The organism is uncultured Aquimarina sp., from assembly GCF_947500065.1.
Lineage (GTDB): Bacteria > Bacteroidota > Bacteroidia > Flavobacteriales > Flavobacteriaceae > Aquimarina.
In genome coordinates, this window is record NZ_CANMQT010000002.1 from 551,976 (window position 1) to 571,924 (window position 19,949).

Sequence of the window (19,949 nt, forward strand, 5' to 3'; positions counted from 1 at the left end):
ATAAACCCTGCCTACAAAATTACAATTCCTTAAATAGGAAAAGAAATTTGCTTTTTTGTAGAGATTTAACATATAAAAACGAACAGCCTAACTCAATTATTAATAAAATATTGTATTTTTATAGTCCCAAAATAAAGTTTTATGAAAAAAATCTACTTACTACTCATACTTATTGGTGTTTTTGTCCTCTCCTTTTCTACTGGAGCTAAGGCACAATCTACTTTTGATAGAAACAATGAAAAAGAGTTTCAGGTATTTCCTAATCCTGTCTCTGGCAACACCCTGAATATTACCTCTAAATCAGGTAAATCAATAACCTGTAGAGTTTTTAATGTTTTAGGTAAAACGGTATTATTTAAAGTAATCACAACTAAAGAACTAGACATTTCTTCACTACCTACTGGAGTTTATGTCCTTAGAATTAAAAGTGGTGAACACCAGACTGTAAGAAAACTGCTTAGACAATAATAGTTTTATTTTAAATTAAACAAATTTTTGGCAAAGCCAAGATTTACAATATACAAACACTCTATTAATAATACAGAGTGTTTTTTTATACCTTTGCTTTAAACAAAACACCTATCCATTTATATGCTTGCTGAGACAATTTTTACAATTGAGAATGATCAGGATTTTGAAAAGGCAGCATTAAGAGTTTTTCATCACCAGTATATAAACTGTAACGTTTATCAACGATTTTGCAACCTTTTAGGAGTTATTAAAAGTTCCATAAGAAATAGCAGTGAAATTCCGTTTCTACCTATTGAGTTTTTTAAACAAGAAAAAATTGTTAGTTCTCCATCTAATATACAGCAAGTTTTTACCAGTAGCGGAACCACCGGAAGTATTACCAGTAAACATTATGTAACGAATTTGAGTATTTACGAAAATAGCTTCAGAAAAGGGTTTCAATGTTTTTATGGAGACATCAAAGATTATACAGTATTAGCACTTTTGCCATCTTATTTAGAACGCGATGGCTCTTCTTTGGTTTATATGGCTGATAAATTAATTACAGAAAGTCAGCAATTAGATAGTGGGTTTTATCTTGATGAAACTAAAAAACTGATAACAACTCTAAAACGACTTACTGAACAAAACAAAAAAATAATACTTATTGGCGTTTCTTTTGCCTTATTGGATCTTGTAGAACACAATCATATTCAGTTGAATAACGATACCATAATCATGGAAACGGGCGGTATGAAGGGTAGACGAAAAGAAATGATACGTGAGGAATTACATAAAGTTCTAAAAGGCGGGTTTGGAGTATCACAAATTCATAGCGAATATGGTATGACTGAGTTATTATCTCAAGCTTATTCTAAAGGTAATGGGATTTTTCAATGTCCTCCATGGATGAAGGTTTCAACACGTGACCCTGAAGATGCCCTAACTTCTCTGGAGGATGGTAAAACAGGAGGGATAAACATTATTGATTTGGCTAACATAAATTCATGCTCTTTTATTGCAACACAAGATCTTGGCAAAATCTATGATCATGGCAGTTTTGAAATCTTAGGTAGGTTTGACCATAGCGATATTAGAGGATGTAATCTAATGGCATTATAGATATACTTTCTTTCACAATTATTCTATCTTAATTTATCAATTTCGTAAGGTCTTCTTCTTTTCACGATCTAATACCCCATACTAACAATACATAATTATAACAATGAAAAATTTAATAACAACGCTGTTACTCGCATTTACAATAACCCTAAGTGCACAACAAATAGATTATAATACGGATGACGGATATATTGCAGAGGGATATGATGTTACTGAATATTTCAATAACAAAGCGATAGAAGGAAAAAGCAACTATGTTGCTACTCACGACAATGTAAAATTCAAATTCGCAAGTCAGGCGAATCTGGAAAAATTCAAAAGTAATCCAGGAAAATTTACTCCTAAGTATGGAGGATATTGTTCTTATGCCCTTGCAACCAAAGCAGATAAAGTAGATATAGATCCAGAGACTTTCGAAATTAACGATGGCAAATTGTATTTATTCTATAATTCCTGGGGAACTAACACACATAAGAAATGGAAAGCTGAAGGTGCAGCAAAGCTAAAGCCAAAGGCTGATGCTAATTGGGAAAAAATAAAAACGAAAAAATAATCGAGCATATCGATACTCATATATAAGATTACGTTTTTTTCAATAATTGATTGATTGATAAAGTCTGCAAAGAATAAATTCTGGCAGACTTTATTTTTTTTATGCAACTTTTACTTTTAGAACACGTATTTATAAGTGTAAGTGATTTTAGCTTAAAAGAGTGTTCGATTTCACATCTGTTTTTCTAAAAACTTATAATTATGTTAAAGTTGTAATGTTCTGATTTTTTCACGACTGAATTGATGTAACAAAAAAACAATTACATACAAAATGAAAAAGTTCTTTGTCTTACTGTTTTTAGGATTAACAATTGGTATAAGTGCTCAGCAAATTGATTATAACCTTAAAAAAGGATTTGTAGCTCAAGGATATGATGTTACAGAATACTTTAATAATAAAACTATAAAAGGAGAAAGCAAATTCATTGCTACTCATGATAATGTGAAATATAAATTTGCAAGTCAGGCAAATCTGGAAAAATTTAAAAATAACCCAGAAAAATTTGCACCGCAATATGGAGGTTACTGCGCCTATGCTGTTGGAGCCAAAGCAGAAAAAGTAGATATTGATCCTGAAACATACGAAATAAGAAATGGCAAATTGTATTTATTCTATAATTCTTGGGGAATAAACACTTTAACCAAGTGGAATGATGAAGGTGCTGTAACATTAAAAAATAAAGCTGATGTAAATTGGCAAAAAATTAAAATAAAAAAATAATCGAGTATATCGATGAACATATAGAACGCTAAGTTTTTTTCAATAATTGATTGGTTAGTTGACAAAGCCTACTAAGAAGAGATTCTGGTAGGCTTTGTTTTTTTCGTTACTATAGAATATTATAACCTGATAAAATCCCTTTACAAACTAATTCATTTATTTAAAATATTAAGTCCAAATTATTCGTTATAAATATCCAACTTAAATTTTAACACAATGAAAATCAACAAGTTTTTAAGCGTAACTGCTTTAGGAGTATCTGTACTATTATTTGTGAATTGCCAAAACGATTCAATATCAGAAGAGGTCGTACAAGAATTACCAAAATCCAACACCTCATTAGAAAAGTATCCATTAACTTCGAATGAACAAACGGTTATCAAACCTTTTTTTGGTACTGAAACCGAATTTAACAAAATAGACGGTAACTTAGTTTTAGGAGATATGATTCTATCTCCAGAACAAGTAGAAGAAACTAATGATTTCCAGAAAGGAACTATCCTTAACAATTCTTCCAGAAGATGGCCAAAATCTGGAAACACCTATGTAGTACCTTATGTAATAGATAGTCGTTTACCGAATAAAGGTCGCGTAACCAATGCCATGAATCATTGGAAAAACAAAACTAAAATTCGTTTTGTGAAGAGAACTAATCAACGTAATTACGTTTATTTCACAGATGATGGCGGTTGTTATTCTTATATTGGCAAAATCGGAGGACGTCAGATCATATCTCTTGCTAGTGGATGCACCACAGGAAATACAATTCATGAAATTGGACATGCTGTAGGGATGTTCCACGAGCAATCCCATCCAAAACGTGATCAAAATGTTACTATTAACTTCCAGAACATACAAACTGGTAGAGAGGGTAATTTCAGAAAAGAATCTTCCTCTAATGTAAAAACTACTAATTTTGATCTAGGATCAGTGATGATGTACGGCTCTTTCTTTTTCTCTAAAAACGGAAGACCAACCATTGTAAGAAAAAATGGTAGCACATTTAATGTACAAAGAAATGGTCTTAGTAATAGAGATGTGAGAGTTGTAAACAAGATTTATAAGTAACAACCATTATTCGGCACTAGCCAAATAACAAAAAGGCGTATGTATTATGATAGTACATACGCCTTTTTGTTATTTAATAGCTGTCTTAACCTTTAATTCTGATCACAAAATAGTTTTTCTTTCCTCTCTGTAATAAAATGAATTGGTCATTAATTAAATCTTCTGAAGTGATAACATATCCTTCTTTTACTTTTTCCTTATTTACCGATATAGAATTCTCTTTAAGAGCTCTTCTTGCCTCTCCATTAGATTTCAGAAATCCTGTATGTTCTGCTAATGCTCCAATAACATCTAATCCTTCATTAATTAGGTCCTTAGAAATTTCAGCTTGAGGTACTCCTTCAAAAATATCCAGAAACGTAGCTTCATCCAAACCTTTTAAATCTTCAGAAGTAGATTTTCCAAATAATATATTTGATGCCTTGATTGCATTATCTAGATCTTCCTGAGAATGTACCATAATGGTAATTTCATCAGCTAATTTTTTCTGAAGAATTCTTTGATGGGGAGCTTCAGCATGCGCTGCGACCAAACTTTCGATTTCGTCTTTAGTCAAAAATGTAAAAATCTTAATATACTTCTCTGCATCCTCATCACTCGTATTTAACCAGTATTGGTAAAATTTATATGGTGATGTTCTTTTAGCATCTAACCAAACATTTCCTCCCTCTGATTTACCGAACTTAGATCCATCTGATTTTGTAATTAATGGACAGGTCAATGCATATCCTTTTCCTCCGCCAATACGTCTAATCAGCTCTGTTCCTGTAGTAATATTTCCCCATTGATCACTACCACCCATCTGCAGCGTACACTGGTGTTCTTTATATAAATGTAAGAAATCATACCCTTGTACCAATTGATATGTAAACTCAGTAAAAGACATCCCATCAGAAGATTCAGAAGAAATTCTATTCTTTACGGAATCCTTGGCCATCATATAGTTTACGGTTATATGCTTCCCTACATCTCTGATAAAATCCAGGAATGAAAAGTCTTTCATCCAATCATAATTATTAACGAGAACAGCAGCATTAGCAGCAGCACTTTCAAAATCTAAAAACTGTGCTAACTGTGATTTAATAGCGTCTTGATTATGGCGTAAGGTTTTTTCGTCTAAAAGATTACGCTCGGATGATTTACCAGAAGGATCTCCAATCATTCCCGTTGCACCACCAACTAATGCAAAAGGTTTATGACCTGCTCGTTGATAATGTGCCAATAACATAATTGGTACTAGATTACCTATGTGTAAAGAATCTGCAGTAGGATCAAACCCTACGTAGGCAGCTCTCATTTGTTCCATTAGATATTCTTCTGTGCCAGGCATAGCATCGTGCAACATTCCTCTCCAGCGTAGTTCTTCTATAAAGTTTACAGCCATTTTAATATAATTCAATTTAGATGCGGCAAAGATAAAAATATGGATTATATAGCACTATGAATAATGGAGAAATCGTTTTATCAACTTAGCCAGTTACAATTCCTTAAATTTCTCCATCAATTGAACTGCTTTTTCTTTGTAGATTCCATCATATTGAATGATTACCGTAAGGAGTTCCGAAGATTTTTTAATTTCTCCTAACTTAAGATATGTAAGTGCGCTATACCAAATAGCATCTTCGTAATATTTGCTGGTATCACTTATTTTTTTAAACTGCAATAATGCTTCCTGTTCTTTTCCTATATTAAGATAACTATTCCCCAGATATAATGTAAATTGTTCTGATGCAACAAGGGAGGTAGTTTTGGTAAGTTCAGAAATCACCTTCTCATAATTACCTTGAGTATAGTTTTTCATGATCTCACTCAGTTCATTTGCAGTATCCCCTCTGGTAACATCTTCTAATGGATACGGCTCATAATAAAAAGCATAGAGCTCAGAAAAATCATCTGTCTTATTAATATTATTCCATAATAAAGTTCCTATTCCTAATATTACAATAATTGAGGCAACTATTTTCCAATATGAGAATTGAGAAATTTTCGTATTACTAACAGATCGTTCTTGTTTTACTTCTGCACTAATTTTTTGTAACTTTTCCTTAAAGTTTAGTGTGTCCGTGTCACTTAACACGTGATGTAGCTCGCGTTGTTTTTCAACTTCATGAATAAGTTCTGAATTAGTCTCCATTTCTTTCTCAAAAGCCAGCAACTCTTCTTTGGATAATGTCTTAGCAAGATACCCCTCTATTTTTTCAAATAATTCCTGAGTTCTCTCCATAATACTATTGTTTTTCAGAAGTTAATTTTAGCTCCTGATACATAGGATCCTTTTCTATTTTTTCTAGTAGCGTTTTTTTACACTCAAACTTTTTTTTTCGTGTATATCCCTCTGAATATCCAGTAATACCAGCAATTTCTTTCATATTCTTACCCGCAAAAACAAGGTTTAACACTTCTCTACAAGTGCCACTTAATGTAAGAAAATATCTACGATATACATCTTCACGTTCATTGTTTTCTATTTCTTCTGCAATAGATGCTTCTACCTCTTCATTAATTACTACCACTTCATTATCTATAATTAATTTTCTTTTCTTTCGTAGTCGAGTTCTCCACTTATTCTTACATATAGCATAAAAATAAGTTAGCACCGAGACATTTATATCCAGTGTATCTGATTTTAATTTCTGATAAATCACAATCAAAGCATCCTGAAATACGTCCTCCGCATCTTCCTCCTCACCAGAATTCTGAAGAATATAACTTCGTATATAATTAAAATTATTTTCATAGAAAGTTTTTATAACTGCAGTATCCCCTGCTGCAATTCCTTCTAAAATTTTACGGTCTTCGAGGTCACTCATAAGTTAATGTCATACGGCAGCAATCTGTTACCTTAAAATTGTAAATTTTATTTCGCAATGTAAAAGTAACATTTTTACGTTCTTTGTTCTTAATAAATATCCTTTTAAGCTATGAAACGATTGAAATATCTTTTTAATATAAAGGCATTAAGTTTTTCTTACAAATATCTTCGAATTGTTTACATTAGTATCACAGAACAAAAGCTATGATATTAGTTACTGGAGCGACAGGTTTAGTAGGGACACATTTATTAATAAAACTGGTAAAAGAAAAACATCAGGTACGTGCCTTATACAGAACAGAAAATAAAAAAGAATATGCAAAAAGTATTTTCTTACAATGCTGTTCTTCTGAAGACCAGAAGACTTTTAATACTATCGAATGGGTGCTAGGTGATCTAAACGATATCCCTGCACTTACGATTGCCTTTAGAGGAGTAACTCATGTATACCATTGCGCTGCAATGATATCTTTTAATCCATCACATTACAAAAAATTACGAAAGACTAATATAAAAGGAACCGCTAACATTGTGAATTTATCCTTAATCAATAAGGTACAAAAACTGTGTTACGTAAGTTCTATAGCAACATTAAGCGAAAATACTTCGCAAAACCCAATAAATGAAACTGCAGAATGGAATCCTGAAGTCTCTGATTCTGTTTATGCCATTACAAAATATGGTGCGGAGATGGAAGTATGGCGTGGTACTCAAGAAGGACTTAACGCAGTAATTGTAAATCCAGGAATTATTATTGGTCGTGGTTTTTATAATTCCGGAAGTGGATATCTATTTAAGAAAATCTACAAAGGAATGAAATACTACACCACCGGAACTACGGGATATGTTGCTGTTGATAATGTTACTGAGATTATGTTTCGTCTTATGAATAGTGAAATAAAAAATGAAAGATACATCTTAGTCGGTGAAAACCTGAGTTTTAAAAATGCCTTTGCGCTAATTGCTGAAGCACTAAACAAATCTATCCCAAAGAAGAAAGTTTCTACATTTTTAATGAAAATCGCGTATTATGGACAAAAGTTTAGCCACATCTTTTTCCGAACTAAACGAACCATATTTAAATCTTCAATAAAAAGTGCTTTCTCCAATTCATTTTATGAAAACGAAAAAATAAAAAAAGAACTCACCTATAGTTTTACTCCTATTAAAAAGGCTATTGAGGAGACTGCTTCTTTTTTTTTGAAACAAGAGGAATAGATTTACTTCTTTTATTAATTGCACTTTCAATCTCTTCTTCAATTGACTCTTCATTAATTGTTTCTAGTTCTTCTAAACTAGCAGGTATTAATTTTTCACCTTTATAACCATCTTTTGCTTTTCTGATTGAATCTTCTATCTTTTTAATAGAATCTTCTTCTTTTTTAAGCTTTTCAAATTTCGTTTTTGACACCTCTAGGTTATTTTTTACCTTATTAAAAATCTTCTCGTATTCATCTAATTGGTTAGCATACCAACTATTATTTTCCGAAAACACTAAACTATCAATCCCATGTTTTTGTAAAATATACGCTTCTGGATTTATTTTTTCAATATCAAAAACCTTCTTATAACTTCCTTTTGCCGCTTTTACAAAAGCAATATCCGTAAGTATCTCAACCATTTTATCCTCTGCTATTAGATTCTCGGGTCTAGATGTCTTATCCAACTTTTGGCAAGAAAAAACGATAAGAACTAAAGCAAAAAAACTACATACTATTCTTTTTTTCATCGGTTAAAAGTTAATCGTTGCGCATTCTTAACGTCATAGAATTTAAAATTCTTATATACTAAGCTACCGTTTACAAAAGTATGAGTAATCCTTGATTTAAAAGTAGTCCCTTCAAACGGAGACCATCCACATTTATATGCAATATTATCAGCATTAACAGTCCAAGGCGCATTAAGATCAACTAAAACAGCATCAGCAGCATATCCTTCTTTTATATAACCTCTCTTCTCAATTCGGAACAAGATGGCAGGATTATGACACATTTTTTCTACAATCTTTTCTAATGAAATCTTATCCTTATGATAAAATTCTAGCATTGCAGGTAATGCGTGCTGAACTAATGGTCCTCCAGAAGGTGCTTTGGTATACACATTATCTTTTTCTTCTTTCGTATGTGGTGCATGATCCGTAGCAATTACATCCAATTTATCTTGGAGCAAAGCCTTAAATAAAGCATCTCTGTCTTTTGCTGTTTTTACAGCTGGATTCCATTTTATTAAGGTTCCTTTTTCTTTATAATTTTCTTCAGAAAACCAAAGATGATGTATACAAACTTCTGCTGTAATTTTTTTATCCTTTAACGGAATCTTATTTGTAAATAATTTTAGTTCCTTTGCTGTAGAAAGATGAAAAACATGCAATCTTGCACCCGTTTTTTTAGCAAGAGCTACTGCGTTAGAAGAAGATATGTAACAGGCCTCTTCGCTTCTAATTATAGGATGCATCTCAATAGGTATATCATCTCCATACTGCTCTTTATATTTTGCAGTATTATTTTTTATTGTCTCTTCATCCTCACAATGTACCGATATTAGTAAATCTGTGGAAGAGAAAATCTTTTCTAATACTTCAGGGTTATCTACCAACATGTTTCCTGTGGAGGAACCCAAAAAAAGTTTAAGCCCTGCAACCTTACTAGGATCTACCTTCAAAATCTCTTCAAGGTTATCATTAGTTCCTCCAAACATAAAGGAATAGTTCGCATAGCTAGTTTTTTCAGCTATTTCAAACTTTTCTTCTAACTTTTCTATAGTTGTGGTTTGAGGATTTGTATTCGGCATTTCAATAAAAGAAGTAATTCCTCCGGCTATTGCTGCCCTTGATTCAGTTTCTATGGTAGCTTTATGTGTTAACCCTGGTTCTCTAAAATGAACTTGATCATCAATAACACCTGGCAAAAGATACTTGCCTTCTGCATCAAAAACTTGCACGTCAGGAGATTTCGCACTAATCTGTGCAGCGATTTCTTTAAAAAAACCATTCTCTATATATACATCACCATTAAAAATCTTTCCCTCATTAACAATGTTGGCATTCTTAATCAATACACTATTCATGATCATATTTCATAACTATTAAACAAACTCTTTAATTTCATCCTTAACACCCCAAAAACTGCTTCAGAGATTATTCCTTTACTCATTTTAGAAGTTCCTCGCGTTCTATCCGTAAACACTACTGGAACTTCTTTTATTTTAAATTTTAACAGGTATGCTTTAAATTTCATTTCAATTTGAAAAGCATATCCTACAAATTTGATTTTATCAAGATTAATCTTTTCTAAGACTTCTCTTTTATAACAGATAAAACCTGCTGTAGTATCATGAATATCCATTCCTGTAATAAAGCGAACATACTTTGACGCCAACCAGGATAATAATACTCGACTCATTGGCCAATTTACCACATTAACTCCTGTAACATATCTTGATCCAATTGCCACCTGTGATGTACCTTTAGCACAGGCATTATATAATCTTATCAGGTCATTAGGATTATGAGAGAAATCAGCATCCATTTCAAAAACATACTCATAAGTTCGCTCTAATGCCCACTTAAATCCTTTAATATATGCTGTTCCTAATCCTAACTTTCCTTTTCGTTCTACTAAAAAAAGACGTTCTGGATACTCCTCTTGTAGTTCTTTAATCTTTGATGCTGTACCATCTGGAGAGTTATCATCTACAACCAGAATATCAAAATCACGCTGAAGTGCAAGCACATTTTTAACGATACGCTCTACATTTTCAATCTCATTATAGGTAGGTATAATTACTAAGGCGTCTACCATTTAGGGTATTTTCAGGCAAATATAACTAAATAATCACTAGATTATTTTCAGTTTTTTGCTCTAATATTATAGTTTTCATAAATAACTATGTATTTAAATAAGTGTTGCATCCTTATTTACTGTGCTTTATTTTCTTATGTAATAAGTATGACTTAATTTTAGCCCTTTGCAGTATATGGAAATTATTACAAGAGAAATCATAGCAACCGACTGGATCACAATCATAATTATGGTGTGTCTAACATTATTAGCGACCGCTAAGCTGATGAACTCAGCTCGGTTTTCTGAATTTGTAATGCTTTTTAACACGAACAAATATGTCGTTCTAAATCAAAAAGGAAACAAATTATCTACGCTTTTTAATGGAATTCTAATTTTGGTTCAGGTATTATCGGTATCATTATTCATATATCTATGTGTAGATGTATTACAATGGCAATCAGGCACTATTGACATGATGTTCTATTTTAAGATAGTATCACTGTATTTGTTTGTTCTAATATGTAAAATCTTAATTGAAAAAATCATCTCGACCATTTTTTCAATAGAAACTTTAATAGAGGATTATTTATTCTATAAAGTATCATATCGCAATTTTTTGGGTGTAATTTTATTACCTCTTAACTTATTATTCGTTTATACTGCGAAACCTTCAAAAATTGTTTTGATTGTGTTAGTAGTTTCTTTACTGATTCTGAACTTAATCATACTTTTTTCTATTTACAAGAAAAACGAAAACATCATTTTAAACCATATGTTTTATTTTATTTTGTATCTTTGCGCTCTTGAAATCGCACCCTATTTTATGCTATACAAGCTTATTATATAATTTAGGAAGACGTTTACAAATAAAGACTATATATGAAAGTGAAAACGATTTTGGTCTCACAGCCAGAGCCTAAAGTAGAAAATTCACCTTATTTCGAACTTGAGGAGAAAGAAAAGGTAAAAATTGACTTTATACCGTTTATTCACGTAGAGGGCGTAGATGCTAAGGAAGTGAGACAACAAAAAGTGGATTTATCACAATACACTGCCATAATTCTTACAAGTAGAAATTCTGTGGATCATTTTTTTAGAATCGCTGAGGAAATGCGTTTCAAAGTTCCGGATTCTCTTAAATATTTTTGTCAAAGTGAAGCTGTAGCTTATTACTTGCAAAAGTATGTTGTATACAGAAAAAGGAAAATATATGTTGGTAAACGTACTTTTCAGGAGTTGATGCCATTGGTTAAGAAGTATAAAAACGAAAAGTTTTTATTACCCTCTTCCGATAAATTAAAACCAGAGATACCAGATACGTTAAACACCTTAAAAGTAGAATGGAAGCAAGCAATTTTCTATAGAACTGTTGTTAGTGATCTTTCTAATTTAAGAAATGTATTTTATGATATTTTAGTGTTTTTTAGTCCTTCTGGAATAAAATCATTATTTGAAAACTTTCCTGATTTTAAACAAAAAGACACTCGTATTGCTGTTTTTGGAAATTCTACGGTAAAAGCTGCAGAAGAACATGATTTGGTAGTAAATATTCAAGCTCCAACTCCCGAAACTCCTTCGATGACAATGGCGCTTCAAAAATACATTAAGGAAGCGAACAAAAAATAATCTAATCTTCTTTTAGAATAGAGCAAAAAAAAATCCTGAAATTAAATTTCAGGATTTTTTTTACTCTATAATAATCTTATTCACTAAAAAGCATAACGTTGTGGTCCTCCTCTACGAATTTCCTCATTGGCATACGATTCGAATTTTTTGAAATTCTCTCTGAATGCATTCGTTAACTTAAATGCTGTTTTATAATATTCTTCATCATTATTCCAAGTTGTTCTAGGACTCAGTACACTTGAAGGAACTCCAGGGCACTCCCTTGGTTGTGCCACTCCAAATACTGAATGAATATGATAGTTATCATAAGAATATAATCCTAAATCACCATTAAGCACTGCTTGGATCATTGCACGAGTATATTTTAATTTGATTCTGGTTCCTACTCCATAAGGACCTCCAGTCCATCCGGTATTCACTAACCAAACATTTACTCCAGTATCCTTCATCTTTTTGACCAACATCTCAGCATACTTAGCCGGATGTAATGGCATAAAAGGAGCTCCAAAACAAGCCGAAAACGAAGGAGTTGGCTCTACTACACCAGCTTCTGTACCAGCAACCTTAGCAGTATATCCCGACATAAAATGATACGCCGCCTGACTTGGAGTCAATTTAGAAATAGGTGGCATTACACCAAAAGCATCCGCTGTTAAAAAGAAAATATTCTTTGGATTTTTACCTATAGAAGGCTCCTGAATATTTTCAATATGATAAATTGGATAACTTACTCGTGTATTCTGAGTAATTGATGTATCGGCATAATCCACCTCACCATCGTCTCCAAAAATTACATTTTCAAGAATTGCTCCTTTTTTAATAGCTCCGTATATCTCTGGTTCTTTTTCTGCAGACAGATCAATTACCTTTGCATAGCAACCTCCTTCAAAATTGAAAATAGTATTTTCTTTTGTCCAACCGTGCTCATCATCTCCGATTAATTTACGATTAGGATCTGTAGATAATGTGGTTTTTCCTGTACCTGAAAGTCCAAAAAATATTGCTGTATCTCCTTCTTCTCCCACATTGGCAGAGCAATGCATCGGAAGCGTCTCTTTATACACTGGTAATATAAAATTCAATGCAGAAAAAATACCTTTTTTAATTTCACCCGTATATCCGGTTCCACCAATAAGTGCTATTTTTTTAGTAAAATTTAATATTGCAAAATTATGTTGACGTGTACCATCCACTTCAGGATCTGCCATAAAACCAGGAGCATTGACAACAGTCCATTCCGGATCAAAACCTTTTAACTCTTCTTCAGTTGGTCTTAAGAACATATTATAAGCAAACATGTTAGACCAAGGATATTCATTGATCACTCGTATGTTTAATTTATAATCAGGATCTGCACAAGCATAACTATCTCGTACAAATATCTCTTTACCCGAAAGATACGCAGTAACCTTATCGTATAATGCATCAAATGCATTCGACTCAAAAGGAATGTTGATATCACCCCACCATACTTTATCAGTGGTAATTTGATCCTTTACAATAAAACGATCCATTGGAGAACGCCCTGTAAACTCACCTGTATTTACTGCAAGTGTTCCTGATTTCGTGATTTTTCCTTGTCCTTTTTGCACTGTTTCCTCCTGAAGATCATCTGGAGTTAACTGGTAGCGTATTGTAGCATTTTCAATACCGTAATGCTTTAACGAAATCGTTTTCGTAATTGGATACAGTGGTTCCATAAAAATATGTTGTGTTTGTTATGTCTGGCAAAATTATAAATAAAAACTAAACCAACCGTCAAAAAAATCACTTAATCTTAACCAATGAAATTACAAAGAAAATCCATCCTAAAATTAACATAAACCCTCCTAAAGGTGTAATAAAACCAATACTTGACAAAGAAATTCCTAAAACTTCGTCAATCACCAAAAGATAAATTGACCCCGAAAAAAGGATCATTCCACCCAGAAAGAAATAAAAAATTCGTTTTTTGACAACATCCTTAATAACGGCCATATTTCCCAAAATAATGCAAACGATTGCATGATACATCTGATATCTAACCCCAGTCTGAAAAGAATCAATACTTGTCTTATCCACAAGTTTCTCTAAACCATGTGCTCCAAATGCACCTAATAATACAGCTAATAACGCTGTAACTGTTCCGGTAATCAAAATTGTTTTATTCATTCCTCTTTTAGTAATAATTGATCATTTTTTTAAACAAAAAATGAATTTTATACATATTTTATTTCAAAATGTAACGAATACGTCAAAATTGAGAACTTACTTTTTGATGTATTTACTACATTCGCATCAAAGTTATCAAAATAATTATTAGGTATGCAAAAGATACTGGTCATCGGTGCAGGTAAATCAACAGCTGTTTTAATCAAATATTTTCAGGATAAATCCAAATCCGAAAATTTACACATCACTATAGGAGACATTTCCATCCAAAATGCTAAATCATTAGCTGGAAATCATCCTAATACTAATGCTATTGCATTAGATGTTTTTGACAAAAACTCTAGAGAAGAAGCTATCAAAAAAGCGGACATTATAGTATCTATGCTTCCTGCCAGATTTCATATCGAAGTAGCTAAAGATTGTCTTAGACTTGAAAAATCAATGGTTACCGCCTCTTACGTAAGCGAAGAAATGCAAGAGCTTCATGAAGAAGTTAAGAATAAGGGACTCATTTTTATGAATGAAATTGGTGTAGATCCTGGTATTGATCACATGAGTGCTATGCAGGTTATTGATAGAATACGTAATCAAGGAGGAAAAGTTATCTTATTCGAATCCTTTACCGGAGGACTTGTAGCTCCAGAAAGCGACACCAATCTTTGGAATTATAAATTTACCTGGAACCCCCGAAATGTAGTAGTAGCAGGGCAAGGAAGTGCCGCAGAATTCCTACAAGAAGGAACCTATAAATACATTCCTTATCATAAACTATTCAGAAGAACCGAATTTTTAGAAGTAGAGGGATATGGTCGTTTTGAAGCATATGCTAATAGAAATTCTCTAAAATACCAAAGTATCTATGGACTAGAAGATATTTTAACCCTTTATCGGGGAACCATCAGAAGGGTAGGGTTTTCTAAAGCCTGGAACATTTTTGTACAATTAGGTATGACTGCTGATGATTATACGCTAGCAAATTCAGAACATATGAGTTACCGTGATTTTACAAACTCATTTCTTGCTTATTCTCCTACAGATTCAGTAGAATTAAAGCTTCGACATTATCTAAAAATTGATCAAGATGATATTATATGGGATAAATTATTAGAACTAGATGTCTTTAACACGGATAAAAAAATAGGCATTCCAAATGCCACTCCTGCACAAGCACTACAGAAGATCTTAATGGACAACTGGACACTTGATCAAGGAGACAAAGATATGATCGTCATGTATCATAAATTTGGATATGAACTGGATGGAAAGCGAAAACAGATAGATGCAACTATGGTATGCACAGGTAAAGATCAAAAGTACACAGCAATGGCAAGAACCGTTGGATTACCTGTTGCCATGGCTACATTACGAATTCTGAATAATGAAATCACATCAACTGGGGTACAAATACCGATTCAGGAAGAAATATACACTCCAATTCTAAAAGAACTAGAGGAATACGGAATTATATTTAAAGAAAAAGAACAGGAATATCTAGGCTACAATCCTGACGGTGTAAAAGGATAATTCTCTAAAAAGTTTCGATTTTAAATCTTTACCGCTATTTTTGATTATTAATTGTAACTTATCTCTTTATGAAAGGGCAATATGGTAGTTTAAAAATAGATGGTATTGATAAGGAAATTCTTCGAAACCTCATGGAGGACGCTCGAAGACCCATCTTAGAAATTGCAAGAAAGATCGGAATTTCTGGTGCTGCTATTCATCAAAGATTAAGAAAACTAGAAGCTTCTGGTTTAATTGCAGGCTCTAAATTCATTATTGATCCAAAAGTATTAGGATACAAAACCATGGCGTTTGTTGGCGTGTATTTAGACAAAGCAGTTAGTAATCCTAAAGCAGTTAGACAATTAAAAGATATCCCTGAGGTAATTGAATGTCATTACACCACAGGAAACTGGTCTATTTTCATTAAGATTCTTTGTAGAGATAATGAACATTTAATGAATGTCCTAAACAAAGAAATTCAAGCTATTGAGGGAGTTTCTAGGACAGAGACTTTTATTTCATTGGATCAACAAATTAATAGACAGATTAAGATATAAGCCAATGCAAAACAAACATCGCACCTTTATTCTTTGCCTTATAGCTATCCACATTTTATTCTTTGTAACAAAAATTATAATTGGAGATTTTTTTATTCTAGACTCATATGAATACTATCAATTGGCTGAAAACATTCTGCATAAGTTTCAATTCTATTGCGGAGATTTAAATGCTGATATAGATTTTCGAAACTACACTAGGCGACCTCCCTTATACGCTATTTTTATTATTATTTCTTCTGGTTTTCTTAATTCCACTATAGGAATATTACTATTTCAAAATACCATTTCAATTATATCACTGCTTTTGGTTAAAAAAATTTTTGAAGAGAATTTTTTTAAAATAAACTATCTATGGTTTTTCATTTTTATTGGAACTTCCATAAATCAATTTGTTTACAGCAATATGATAATGAGTGAAATATTCTTTCAGTTCTTGATTGTTCTTTTATTTTACAACCTTCACAAAGTAATTAAGTTACACTCCTGGAAGTATCTGGTCTTTTTTCAAATAAACATTATCTTATTATTTCTAACAAAACCGGTATTCTATCTATTTATAATACCAAATATCATACTAACAGTATTGATATACAGAAAAACTAAGATAAAATATGGGTTCCTAAGCTCCATATTACCTATATTAATCTTCTTATTATATAGCAATTGGAATCTTAATAGGACTGGTAGTTACGACTTTTCTAGCATGCAAAATTTCAACTTATTAGAATGGAATCTTAAGTATTTTCATCAAAATAAATATGGATATAAAAAATCAAAAAATATAAATGACCAAATTTTATCAGAAGCAGCGAAAATCAAAAATTACAATGAAAATCAAAGCTATATAAAAAACGAAATATTCACATACTTAAAAAAAGATCCTATTGGATATGGAATTTTTCATTTAAAAGGATGCTTAAGAATTTTTATAGATCCAGGAAGATTTGATTTGGTAAATTTCTTTAAGATAAAAGATGATAATAATGAAGGTATTTTACATCATATTAATGAAGAAGGTATTAGGGGTGTGATTAAATTTCTACGAACTCAACCAACTATTATACTCTTATCTCTTTTTATAATTCTGATATTTAACTTTCTTAAACTAACAGGGTTTATTTGGTTTTGGATAAAAAATTACAAAAGGTCAAATTTATTAATATTATCTTTTTTGTTTGTGATTCTCTACATTGTAGCCTTAACAGGACCGTTAGGTGCTTCTCGATTTTTTGTTCCAATACTACCAACATACCTTATGTTTTCTGTATTAGGCTTTACTGATTTAATACACAAACTAAAACATTTCAGGTTTTACAAAAAAGATAAAACCCTACTGAACTAAAACGTCCTTAACTTCTCCATCTTCTTGATATTCAGTGTCCGTATTAATCTTCCAAAGATCAACGTTAGTTCCATTAATAATATTTTCTGCAGCAAGAATTCCCATCAATATAGAATGATCTTGATTATTGTATTTAAAAGCACCATATCTACCAATAGGAATCAACTTGTCAATATTGGTAAGATAATTTTCTATAATATCTAGATGCTCACGATACCCTATTTCATAAACCGGATAACATTTCGGGACTCTTACTATTTTATAATTCTCTACAATTTCATTAGAGTCAATAAGGTTTAATGTTTTAAGCTCTTTAATTGCCAAATCATTAAGATACGCGTCATCAGCTTCCCAAATTTTATCAGTATCAAATGCCCAAAATTCCATACATAAAATTGTACTGGTTTTTCCTTTATTTATACTTGAACACCAGTTCCTAAAATTAGTTATTCTTCCGTGTTGCACTTCGGGGGAATGAACATAAATCCAATTATCTTCAAACAGATTTTCTTTATTTATTTCTAGGTATACTAAAATCGTATTTCTGAAGTATAACTTTTTACTAGCTTCCAAAACAGCAATAGGAGTAGTGTCAATTCCCTTAATTAAAGATGTTAAAGGCATAGATGATATAACATAATCTGCATAATGCTCGATACCATCAGTTGTAATTACACCTTTGCATATGTTATTCTCAGTAATAATTTTTTTTATTGGCGTCTGCATATGAACAATCCCGCCTTTACCTATCACAAAATCTTGCGCCTTTTCATACAAAGTTCCAGTTCCGTTTTTAGGGTATGCAAATTGATCTACAAGGGTTTTATGCTTATTCCCCTTATTGCTCTTTAATGCGCTAATCACTGCTTCAAACAACGACAACCCTTTTATTCTTTGTGCCGCCCAATCTGCATCAATTCTAGAACAAGGAATACCCCAGAGTTTTTCCGTATAATATTTAAAGAAAATAGTGTATAATTTTTCTCCAAATCTATTTGTGACCCATTTCTCAAAGGTTTCAGGGTTTTTTATTGGAAACAAACGTTGTTTTCCATAATAAAATAAAATACTAAAAATGGTTGCAATCGATAGGTTACCTAGTACATTCAATAATTTAAGCGGGTAATCAAAAAATCTTTTCTTGTAATATATTCGAGTAAGACGATTTACTAATGTATAATCCTCTTTAATTATTTCATCAAAAAAATTATTAATTTTTGGCTCTTTTGAAAAGAATCTATGTGGTCCCAAATCTACTCTTTGACCCCATAAATCAAAACTTCTGGACATACCTCCTACATGCGGAGATGCTTCAAAAATTTCTACATTTATATCATTCTTGCTAAGAGTATAAGCTGCACTTAAGCCCGCAGGTCCGGCACCAATGATAATTACCTTCTTTACCAATTTATTTTATATCTAAAATTAGTGCCAAAAGATACAGAAATAAAAACAAGACAAAGCTTAATACTTTATCATATTAGTTAATATTTTTAATTCAATCCATCTTAGGGTATTTTATTAACTAATCTCTTCTTCCTAAAAACATTGAAATAAAGTATAGCAACGTAGCTAAAGAACCTAATGCAGCTACCAAATAAGTTCTTGCTGCCCATTTTAACGCATCTTTTGCTCCATCATACTCATTACTTGTTACCATATTAGCATTTTCTAGCCAAGCTAAAGCCCTATTACTGGCATCGTATTCCACAGGAAGTGTTATAAAAGTAAATAAAGTTGTAACAGCAAATAGTATTATCCCAACCAAGAAAACTAAATTTCCAAATACACTACCTGCTACTGATAACCCTAAGCCCACCATTATTACGATATTGGACAATTTACTAGAAATCCCCACTGCGGGAACAATCTTAGACCTAAGAGTTAACCAGTTATAAGCTGTAGCATGTTGAACCGCATGACCTACTTCATGGGCTGCTACTGCAGCTGCAGCTGCATTTCTTTGATTGTATACCCCTTCACTAAGGTTAACCGTTTTATCTCTTGGATTATAGTGATCCGTTAGCATTCCTGGTGTAGAAATTACTTTTACATCTCGTATCCCATTATCATTCAACATTTTTATAGCAATCTCTGCTCCACTCATTCCATTCTGTAAACGCACATTAGAATAATGCTTGAATTTGCTTTTTAGTTTGTTACTCACAAATGAACTTACTAAAAAGATAATTCCCGCTATGACATAATATCCCATCATAATTAAAATCTTTTTTGTTATTAAACTCTACTCGAGCTC

Annotated in this window: 21 protein-coding genes; 11 read left to right on the forward strand and 10 right to left on the reverse strand. The window is 32.0% G+C overall.

The genetic code is table 11. From position 1 onward, the window contains the following. Positions 1-141 precede the first annotated feature (141 nt). The 5 genes from Q0975_RS07825 (at position 142) to Q0975_RS07845 (ending at position 3,913) form a co-directional block, all read left to right on the forward strand. Positions 142-468, forward strand: a complete 327-nt coding sequence (locus Q0975_RS07825; protein ID WP_299435062.1) for a T9SS type A sorting domain-containing protein — start codon at positions 142-144, stop codon at positions 466-468. A gap of 123 nt (positions 469-591) precedes the next feature. Next, positions 592-1,572 (forward strand): acyl transferase, encoded by a 981-nt coding sequence (locus tag Q0975_RS07830; RefSeq protein WP_299435064.1) that lies wholly within the window; start codon positions 592-594, stop codon positions 1,570-1,572. Positions 1,573-1,675: 103 nt separating this feature from the next. After that, a complete protein-coding gene (locus Q0975_RS07835) occupies positions 1,676-2,125 on the forward strand; it encodes a YHS domain-containing (seleno)protein (protein WP_299435066.1) in 450 nt (149 codons plus the stop codon). Positions 2,126-2,395: 270 nt separating this feature from the next. After that, the gene (locus Q0975_RS07840; RefSeq protein WP_299435068.1) at positions 2,396-2,845 is read left to right on the forward strand and encodes a YHS domain-containing (seleno)protein; all 450 of its coding nucleotides are present in this window, start codon (positions 2,396-2,398) and stop codon (positions 2,843-2,845) included. 216 nt (positions 2,846-3,061) lie between these two features. Then, positions 3,062-3,913: a M12 family metallopeptidase gene (locus Q0975_RS07845; RefSeq protein ID WP_299435070.1), complete on the forward strand. Its 852-nt coding sequence runs from the start codon at positions 3,062-3,064 to the stop codon at positions 3,911-3,913. Between the two features lie 85 nt (positions 3,914-3,998). Here Q0975_RS07845 and tyrS read toward each other — a convergent pair whose 3' ends face one another. The 3 genes from tyrS to Q0975_RS07860 all read right to left on the reverse strand — a co-directional run bounded on the left by tyrS (position 3,999) and on the right by Q0975_RS07860 (position 6,723). Next, positions 3,999-5,297, reverse strand: a complete 1,299-nt coding sequence (gene tyrS, locus Q0975_RS07850) for a tyrosine--tRNA ligase (protein WP_299435072.1) — start codon at positions 5,295-5,297, stop codon at positions 3,999-4,001. 93 nt (positions 5,298-5,390) lie between these two features. Beyond that, positions 5,391-6,137: a hypothetical protein gene (locus Q0975_RS07855; protein ID WP_299435074.1), complete on the reverse strand. Its 747-nt coding sequence runs from the start codon at positions 6,135-6,137 to the stop codon at positions 5,391-5,393. Positions 6,138-6,141: 4 nt separating this feature from the next. Beyond that, positions 6,142-6,723: a sigma-70 family RNA polymerase sigma factor gene (locus Q0975_RS07860; RefSeq protein ID WP_299435076.1), complete on the reverse strand. Its 582-nt coding sequence runs from the start codon at positions 6,721-6,723 to the stop codon at positions 6,142-6,144. 206 nt (positions 6,724-6,929) lie between these two features. Between Q0975_RS07860 and Q0975_RS07865 the strand changes: the two genes are divergently transcribed. Continuing rightward, positions 6,930-7,943 (forward strand): NAD-dependent epimerase/dehydratase family protein, encoded by a 1,014-nt coding sequence (locus Q0975_RS07865; RefSeq protein ID WP_299435078.1) that lies wholly within the window; start codon positions 6,930-6,932, stop codon positions 7,941-7,943. Here Q0975_RS07865 and Q0975_RS07870 read toward each other — a convergent pair. Genes Q0975_RS07870 through Q0975_RS07880 form a run of 3 tightly spaced genes read right to left on the reverse strand, consistent with a single transcriptional unit; the run spans position 7,900 to position 10,525 of the window. Continuing rightward, on the reverse strand, positions 7,900-8,454 hold the full coding sequence (locus tag Q0975_RS07870) for a DUF4296 domain-containing protein (RefSeq protein ID WP_299435080.1): 555 nt from the start codon (positions 8,452-8,454) through the stop codon (positions 7,900-7,902). The genes Q0975_RS07865 and Q0975_RS07870 overlap by 44 nt on opposite strands. Continuing rightward, positions 8,451-9,791, reverse strand: a complete 1,341-nt coding sequence (locus Q0975_RS07875) for a dihydroorotase (RefSeq protein WP_299435082.1) — start codon at positions 9,789-9,791, stop codon at positions 8,451-8,453. The genes Q0975_RS07870 and Q0975_RS07875 overlap by 4 nt, the downstream gene beginning before the upstream one ends. A gap of 2 nt (positions 9,792-9,793) precedes the next feature. Further along, entirely contained in the window at positions 9,794-10,525 is a 732-nt protein-coding gene (locus tag Q0975_RS07880; protein ID WP_299435084.1) for a polyprenol monophosphomannose synthase, read from the reverse strand. A 175-nt stretch (positions 10,526-10,700) separates the two neighbouring features. Here Q0975_RS07880 and Q0975_RS28495 point away from each other — a divergent pair, with 175 nt between their 5' ends. Both Q0975_RS28495 and Q0975_RS07885 read left to right on the forward strand, forming a co-directional pair. Beyond that, a complete protein-coding gene (locus Q0975_RS28495) occupies positions 10,701-11,354 on the forward strand; it encodes a DUF4271 domain-containing protein (protein WP_366888379.1) in 654 nt (217 codons plus the stop codon). 32 nt (positions 11,355-11,386) lie between these two features. Further along, positions 11,387-12,133 carry a uroporphyrinogen-III synthase gene (locus tag Q0975_RS07885; RefSeq protein WP_299435086.1) on the forward strand — a complete coding sequence of 249 codons (747 nt, stop codon included), beginning with the start codon at positions 11,387-11,389 and terminating at the stop codon, positions 12,131-12,133. A gap of 83 nt (positions 12,134-12,216) precedes the next feature. Here Q0975_RS07885 and pckA read toward each other — a convergent pair whose 3' ends face one another. After that, positions 12,217-13,833, reverse strand: a complete 1,617-nt coding sequence (gene pckA, locus Q0975_RS07890; protein ID WP_299435088.1) for a phosphoenolpyruvate carboxykinase (ATP) — start codon at positions 13,831-13,833, stop codon at positions 12,217-12,219. Between the two features lie 67 nt (positions 13,834-13,900). Next, positions 13,901-14,284 (reverse strand): DUF423 domain-containing protein, encoded by a 384-nt coding sequence (locus Q0975_RS07895; protein WP_299435090.1) that lies wholly within the window; start codon positions 14,282-14,284, stop codon positions 13,901-13,903. Between the two features lie 153 nt (positions 14,285-14,437). Here Q0975_RS07895 and Q0975_RS07900 point away from each other — a divergent pair, with 153 nt between their 5' ends. The 3 genes from Q0975_RS07900 (at position 14,438) to Q0975_RS07910 (ending at position 17,692) form a co-directional block, all read left to right on the forward strand. Beyond that, complete coding sequence (locus Q0975_RS07900; RefSeq protein ID WP_299435092.1) at positions 14,438-15,808, forward strand: saccharopine dehydrogenase family protein; 1,371 nt, start codon at positions 14,438-14,440, stop codon at positions 15,806-15,808. A gap of 68 nt (positions 15,809-15,876) precedes the next feature. Further along, positions 15,877-16,347 (forward strand): Lrp/AsnC ligand binding domain-containing protein, encoded by a 471-nt coding sequence (locus tag Q0975_RS07905; protein WP_299435094.1) that lies wholly within the window; start codon positions 15,877-15,879, stop codon positions 16,345-16,347. Positions 16,348-17,053: 706 nt separating this feature from the next. Then, entirely contained in the window at positions 17,054-17,692 is a 639-nt protein-coding gene (locus Q0975_RS07910; RefSeq protein WP_299435096.1) for a hypothetical protein, read from the forward strand. On the opposite strand, the gene Q0975_RS07915 is transcribed toward Q0975_RS07910, so the two are convergent. Next, entirely contained in the window at positions 17,681-19,099 is a 1,419-nt protein-coding gene (locus Q0975_RS07915; RefSeq protein ID WP_299435098.1) for an NAD(P)/FAD-dependent oxidoreductase, read from the reverse strand. The genes Q0975_RS07910 and Q0975_RS07915 overlap by 12 nt on opposite strands. Positions 19,100-19,217: 118 nt before the next feature. Then, positions 19,218-19,910 carry a zinc metallopeptidase gene (locus Q0975_RS07920; protein WP_299435100.1) on the reverse strand — a complete coding sequence of 231 codons (693 nt, stop codon included), beginning with the start codon at positions 19,908-19,910 and terminating at the stop codon, positions 19,218-19,220. Positions 19,911-19,949 lie beyond the last annotated feature (39 nt).

Excerpts from the sequence above, each read along its gene's own strand:
- Q0975_RS07880 (WP_299435084.1), bottom strand. The coding sequence starts at position 10,525 with ATGGTAGACGCCTTAGTAATTATACCTACCTATAATGAGATTGAAAAT.
- Q0975_RS07825 (WP_299435062.1), top strand. The coding sequence starts at position 142 with ATGAAAAAAATCTACTTACTACTCATACTTATTGGTGTTTTTGTCCTC.
- Q0975_RS07920 (WP_299435100.1), bottom strand. The coding sequence starts at position 19,910 with ATGATGGGATATTATGTCATAGCGGGAATTATCTTTTTAGTAAGTTCA.
- Q0975_RS07905 (WP_299435094.1), top strand. The coding sequence starts at position 15,877 with ATGAAAGGGCAATATGGTAGTTTAAAAATAGATGGTATTGATAAGGAA.
- Q0975_RS07835 (WP_299435066.1), top strand. The coding sequence starts at position 1,676 with ATGAAAAATTTAATAACAACGCTGTTACTCGCATTTACAATAACCCTA.
- Q0975_RS07910 (WP_299435096.1), top strand. The coding sequence starts at position 17,054 with ATGCAAAATTTCAACTTATTAGAATGGAATCTTAAGTATTTTCATCAA.
- Q0975_RS07840 (WP_299435068.1), top strand. The coding sequence starts at position 2,396 with ATGAAAAAGTTCTTTGTCTTACTGTTTTTAGGATTAACAATTGGTATA.
- Q0975_RS07860 (WP_299435076.1), bottom strand. The coding sequence starts at position 6,723 with ATGAGTGACCTCGAAGACCGTAAAATTTTAGAAGGAATTGCAGCAGGG.
- pckA (WP_299435088.1), bottom strand. The coding sequence starts at position 13,833 with ATGGAACCACTGTATCCAATTACGAAAACGATTTCGTTAAAGCATTAC.
- Q0975_RS28495 (WP_366888379.1), top strand. The coding sequence starts at position 10,701 with ATGGAAATTATTACAAGAGAAATCATAGCAACCGACTGGATCACAATC.
- Q0975_RS07885 (WP_299435086.1), top strand. The coding sequence starts at position 11,387 with ATGAAAGTGAAAACGATTTTGGTCTCACAGCCAGAGCCTAAAGTAGAA.
- Q0975_RS07855 (WP_299435074.1), bottom strand. The coding sequence starts at position 6,137 with ATGGAGAGAACTCAGGAATTATTTGAAAAAATAGAGGGGTATCTTGCT.
- Q0975_RS07865 (WP_299435078.1), top strand. The coding sequence starts at position 6,930 with ATGATATTAGTTACTGGAGCGACAGGTTTAGTAGGGACACATTTATTA.
- Q0975_RS07900 (WP_299435092.1), top strand. The coding sequence starts at position 14,438 with ATGCAAAAGATACTGGTCATCGGTGCAGGTAAATCAACAGCTGTTTTA.
- Q0975_RS07830 (WP_299435064.1), top strand. The coding sequence starts at position 592 with ATGCTTGCTGAGACAATTTTTACAATTGAGAATGATCAGGATTTTGAA.
- Q0975_RS07870 (WP_299435080.1), bottom strand. The coding sequence starts at position 8,454 with ATGAAAAAAAGAATAGTATGTAGTTTTTTTGCTTTAGTTCTTATCGTT.
- Q0975_RS07895 (WP_299435090.1), bottom strand. The coding sequence starts at position 14,284 with ATGAATAAAACAATTTTGATTACCGGAACAGTTACAGCGTTATTAGCT.
- Q0975_RS07845 (WP_299435070.1), top strand. The coding sequence starts at position 3,062 with ATGAAAATCAACAAGTTTTTAAGCGTAACTGCTTTAGGAGTATCTGTA.
- Q0975_RS07875 (WP_299435082.1), bottom strand. The coding sequence starts at position 9,791 with ATGAATAGTGTATTGATTAAGAATGCCAACATTGTTAATGAGGGAAAG.
- tyrS (WP_299435072.1), bottom strand. The coding sequence starts at position 5,297 with ATGGCTGTAAACTTTATAGAAGAACTACGCTGGAGAGGAATGTTGCAC.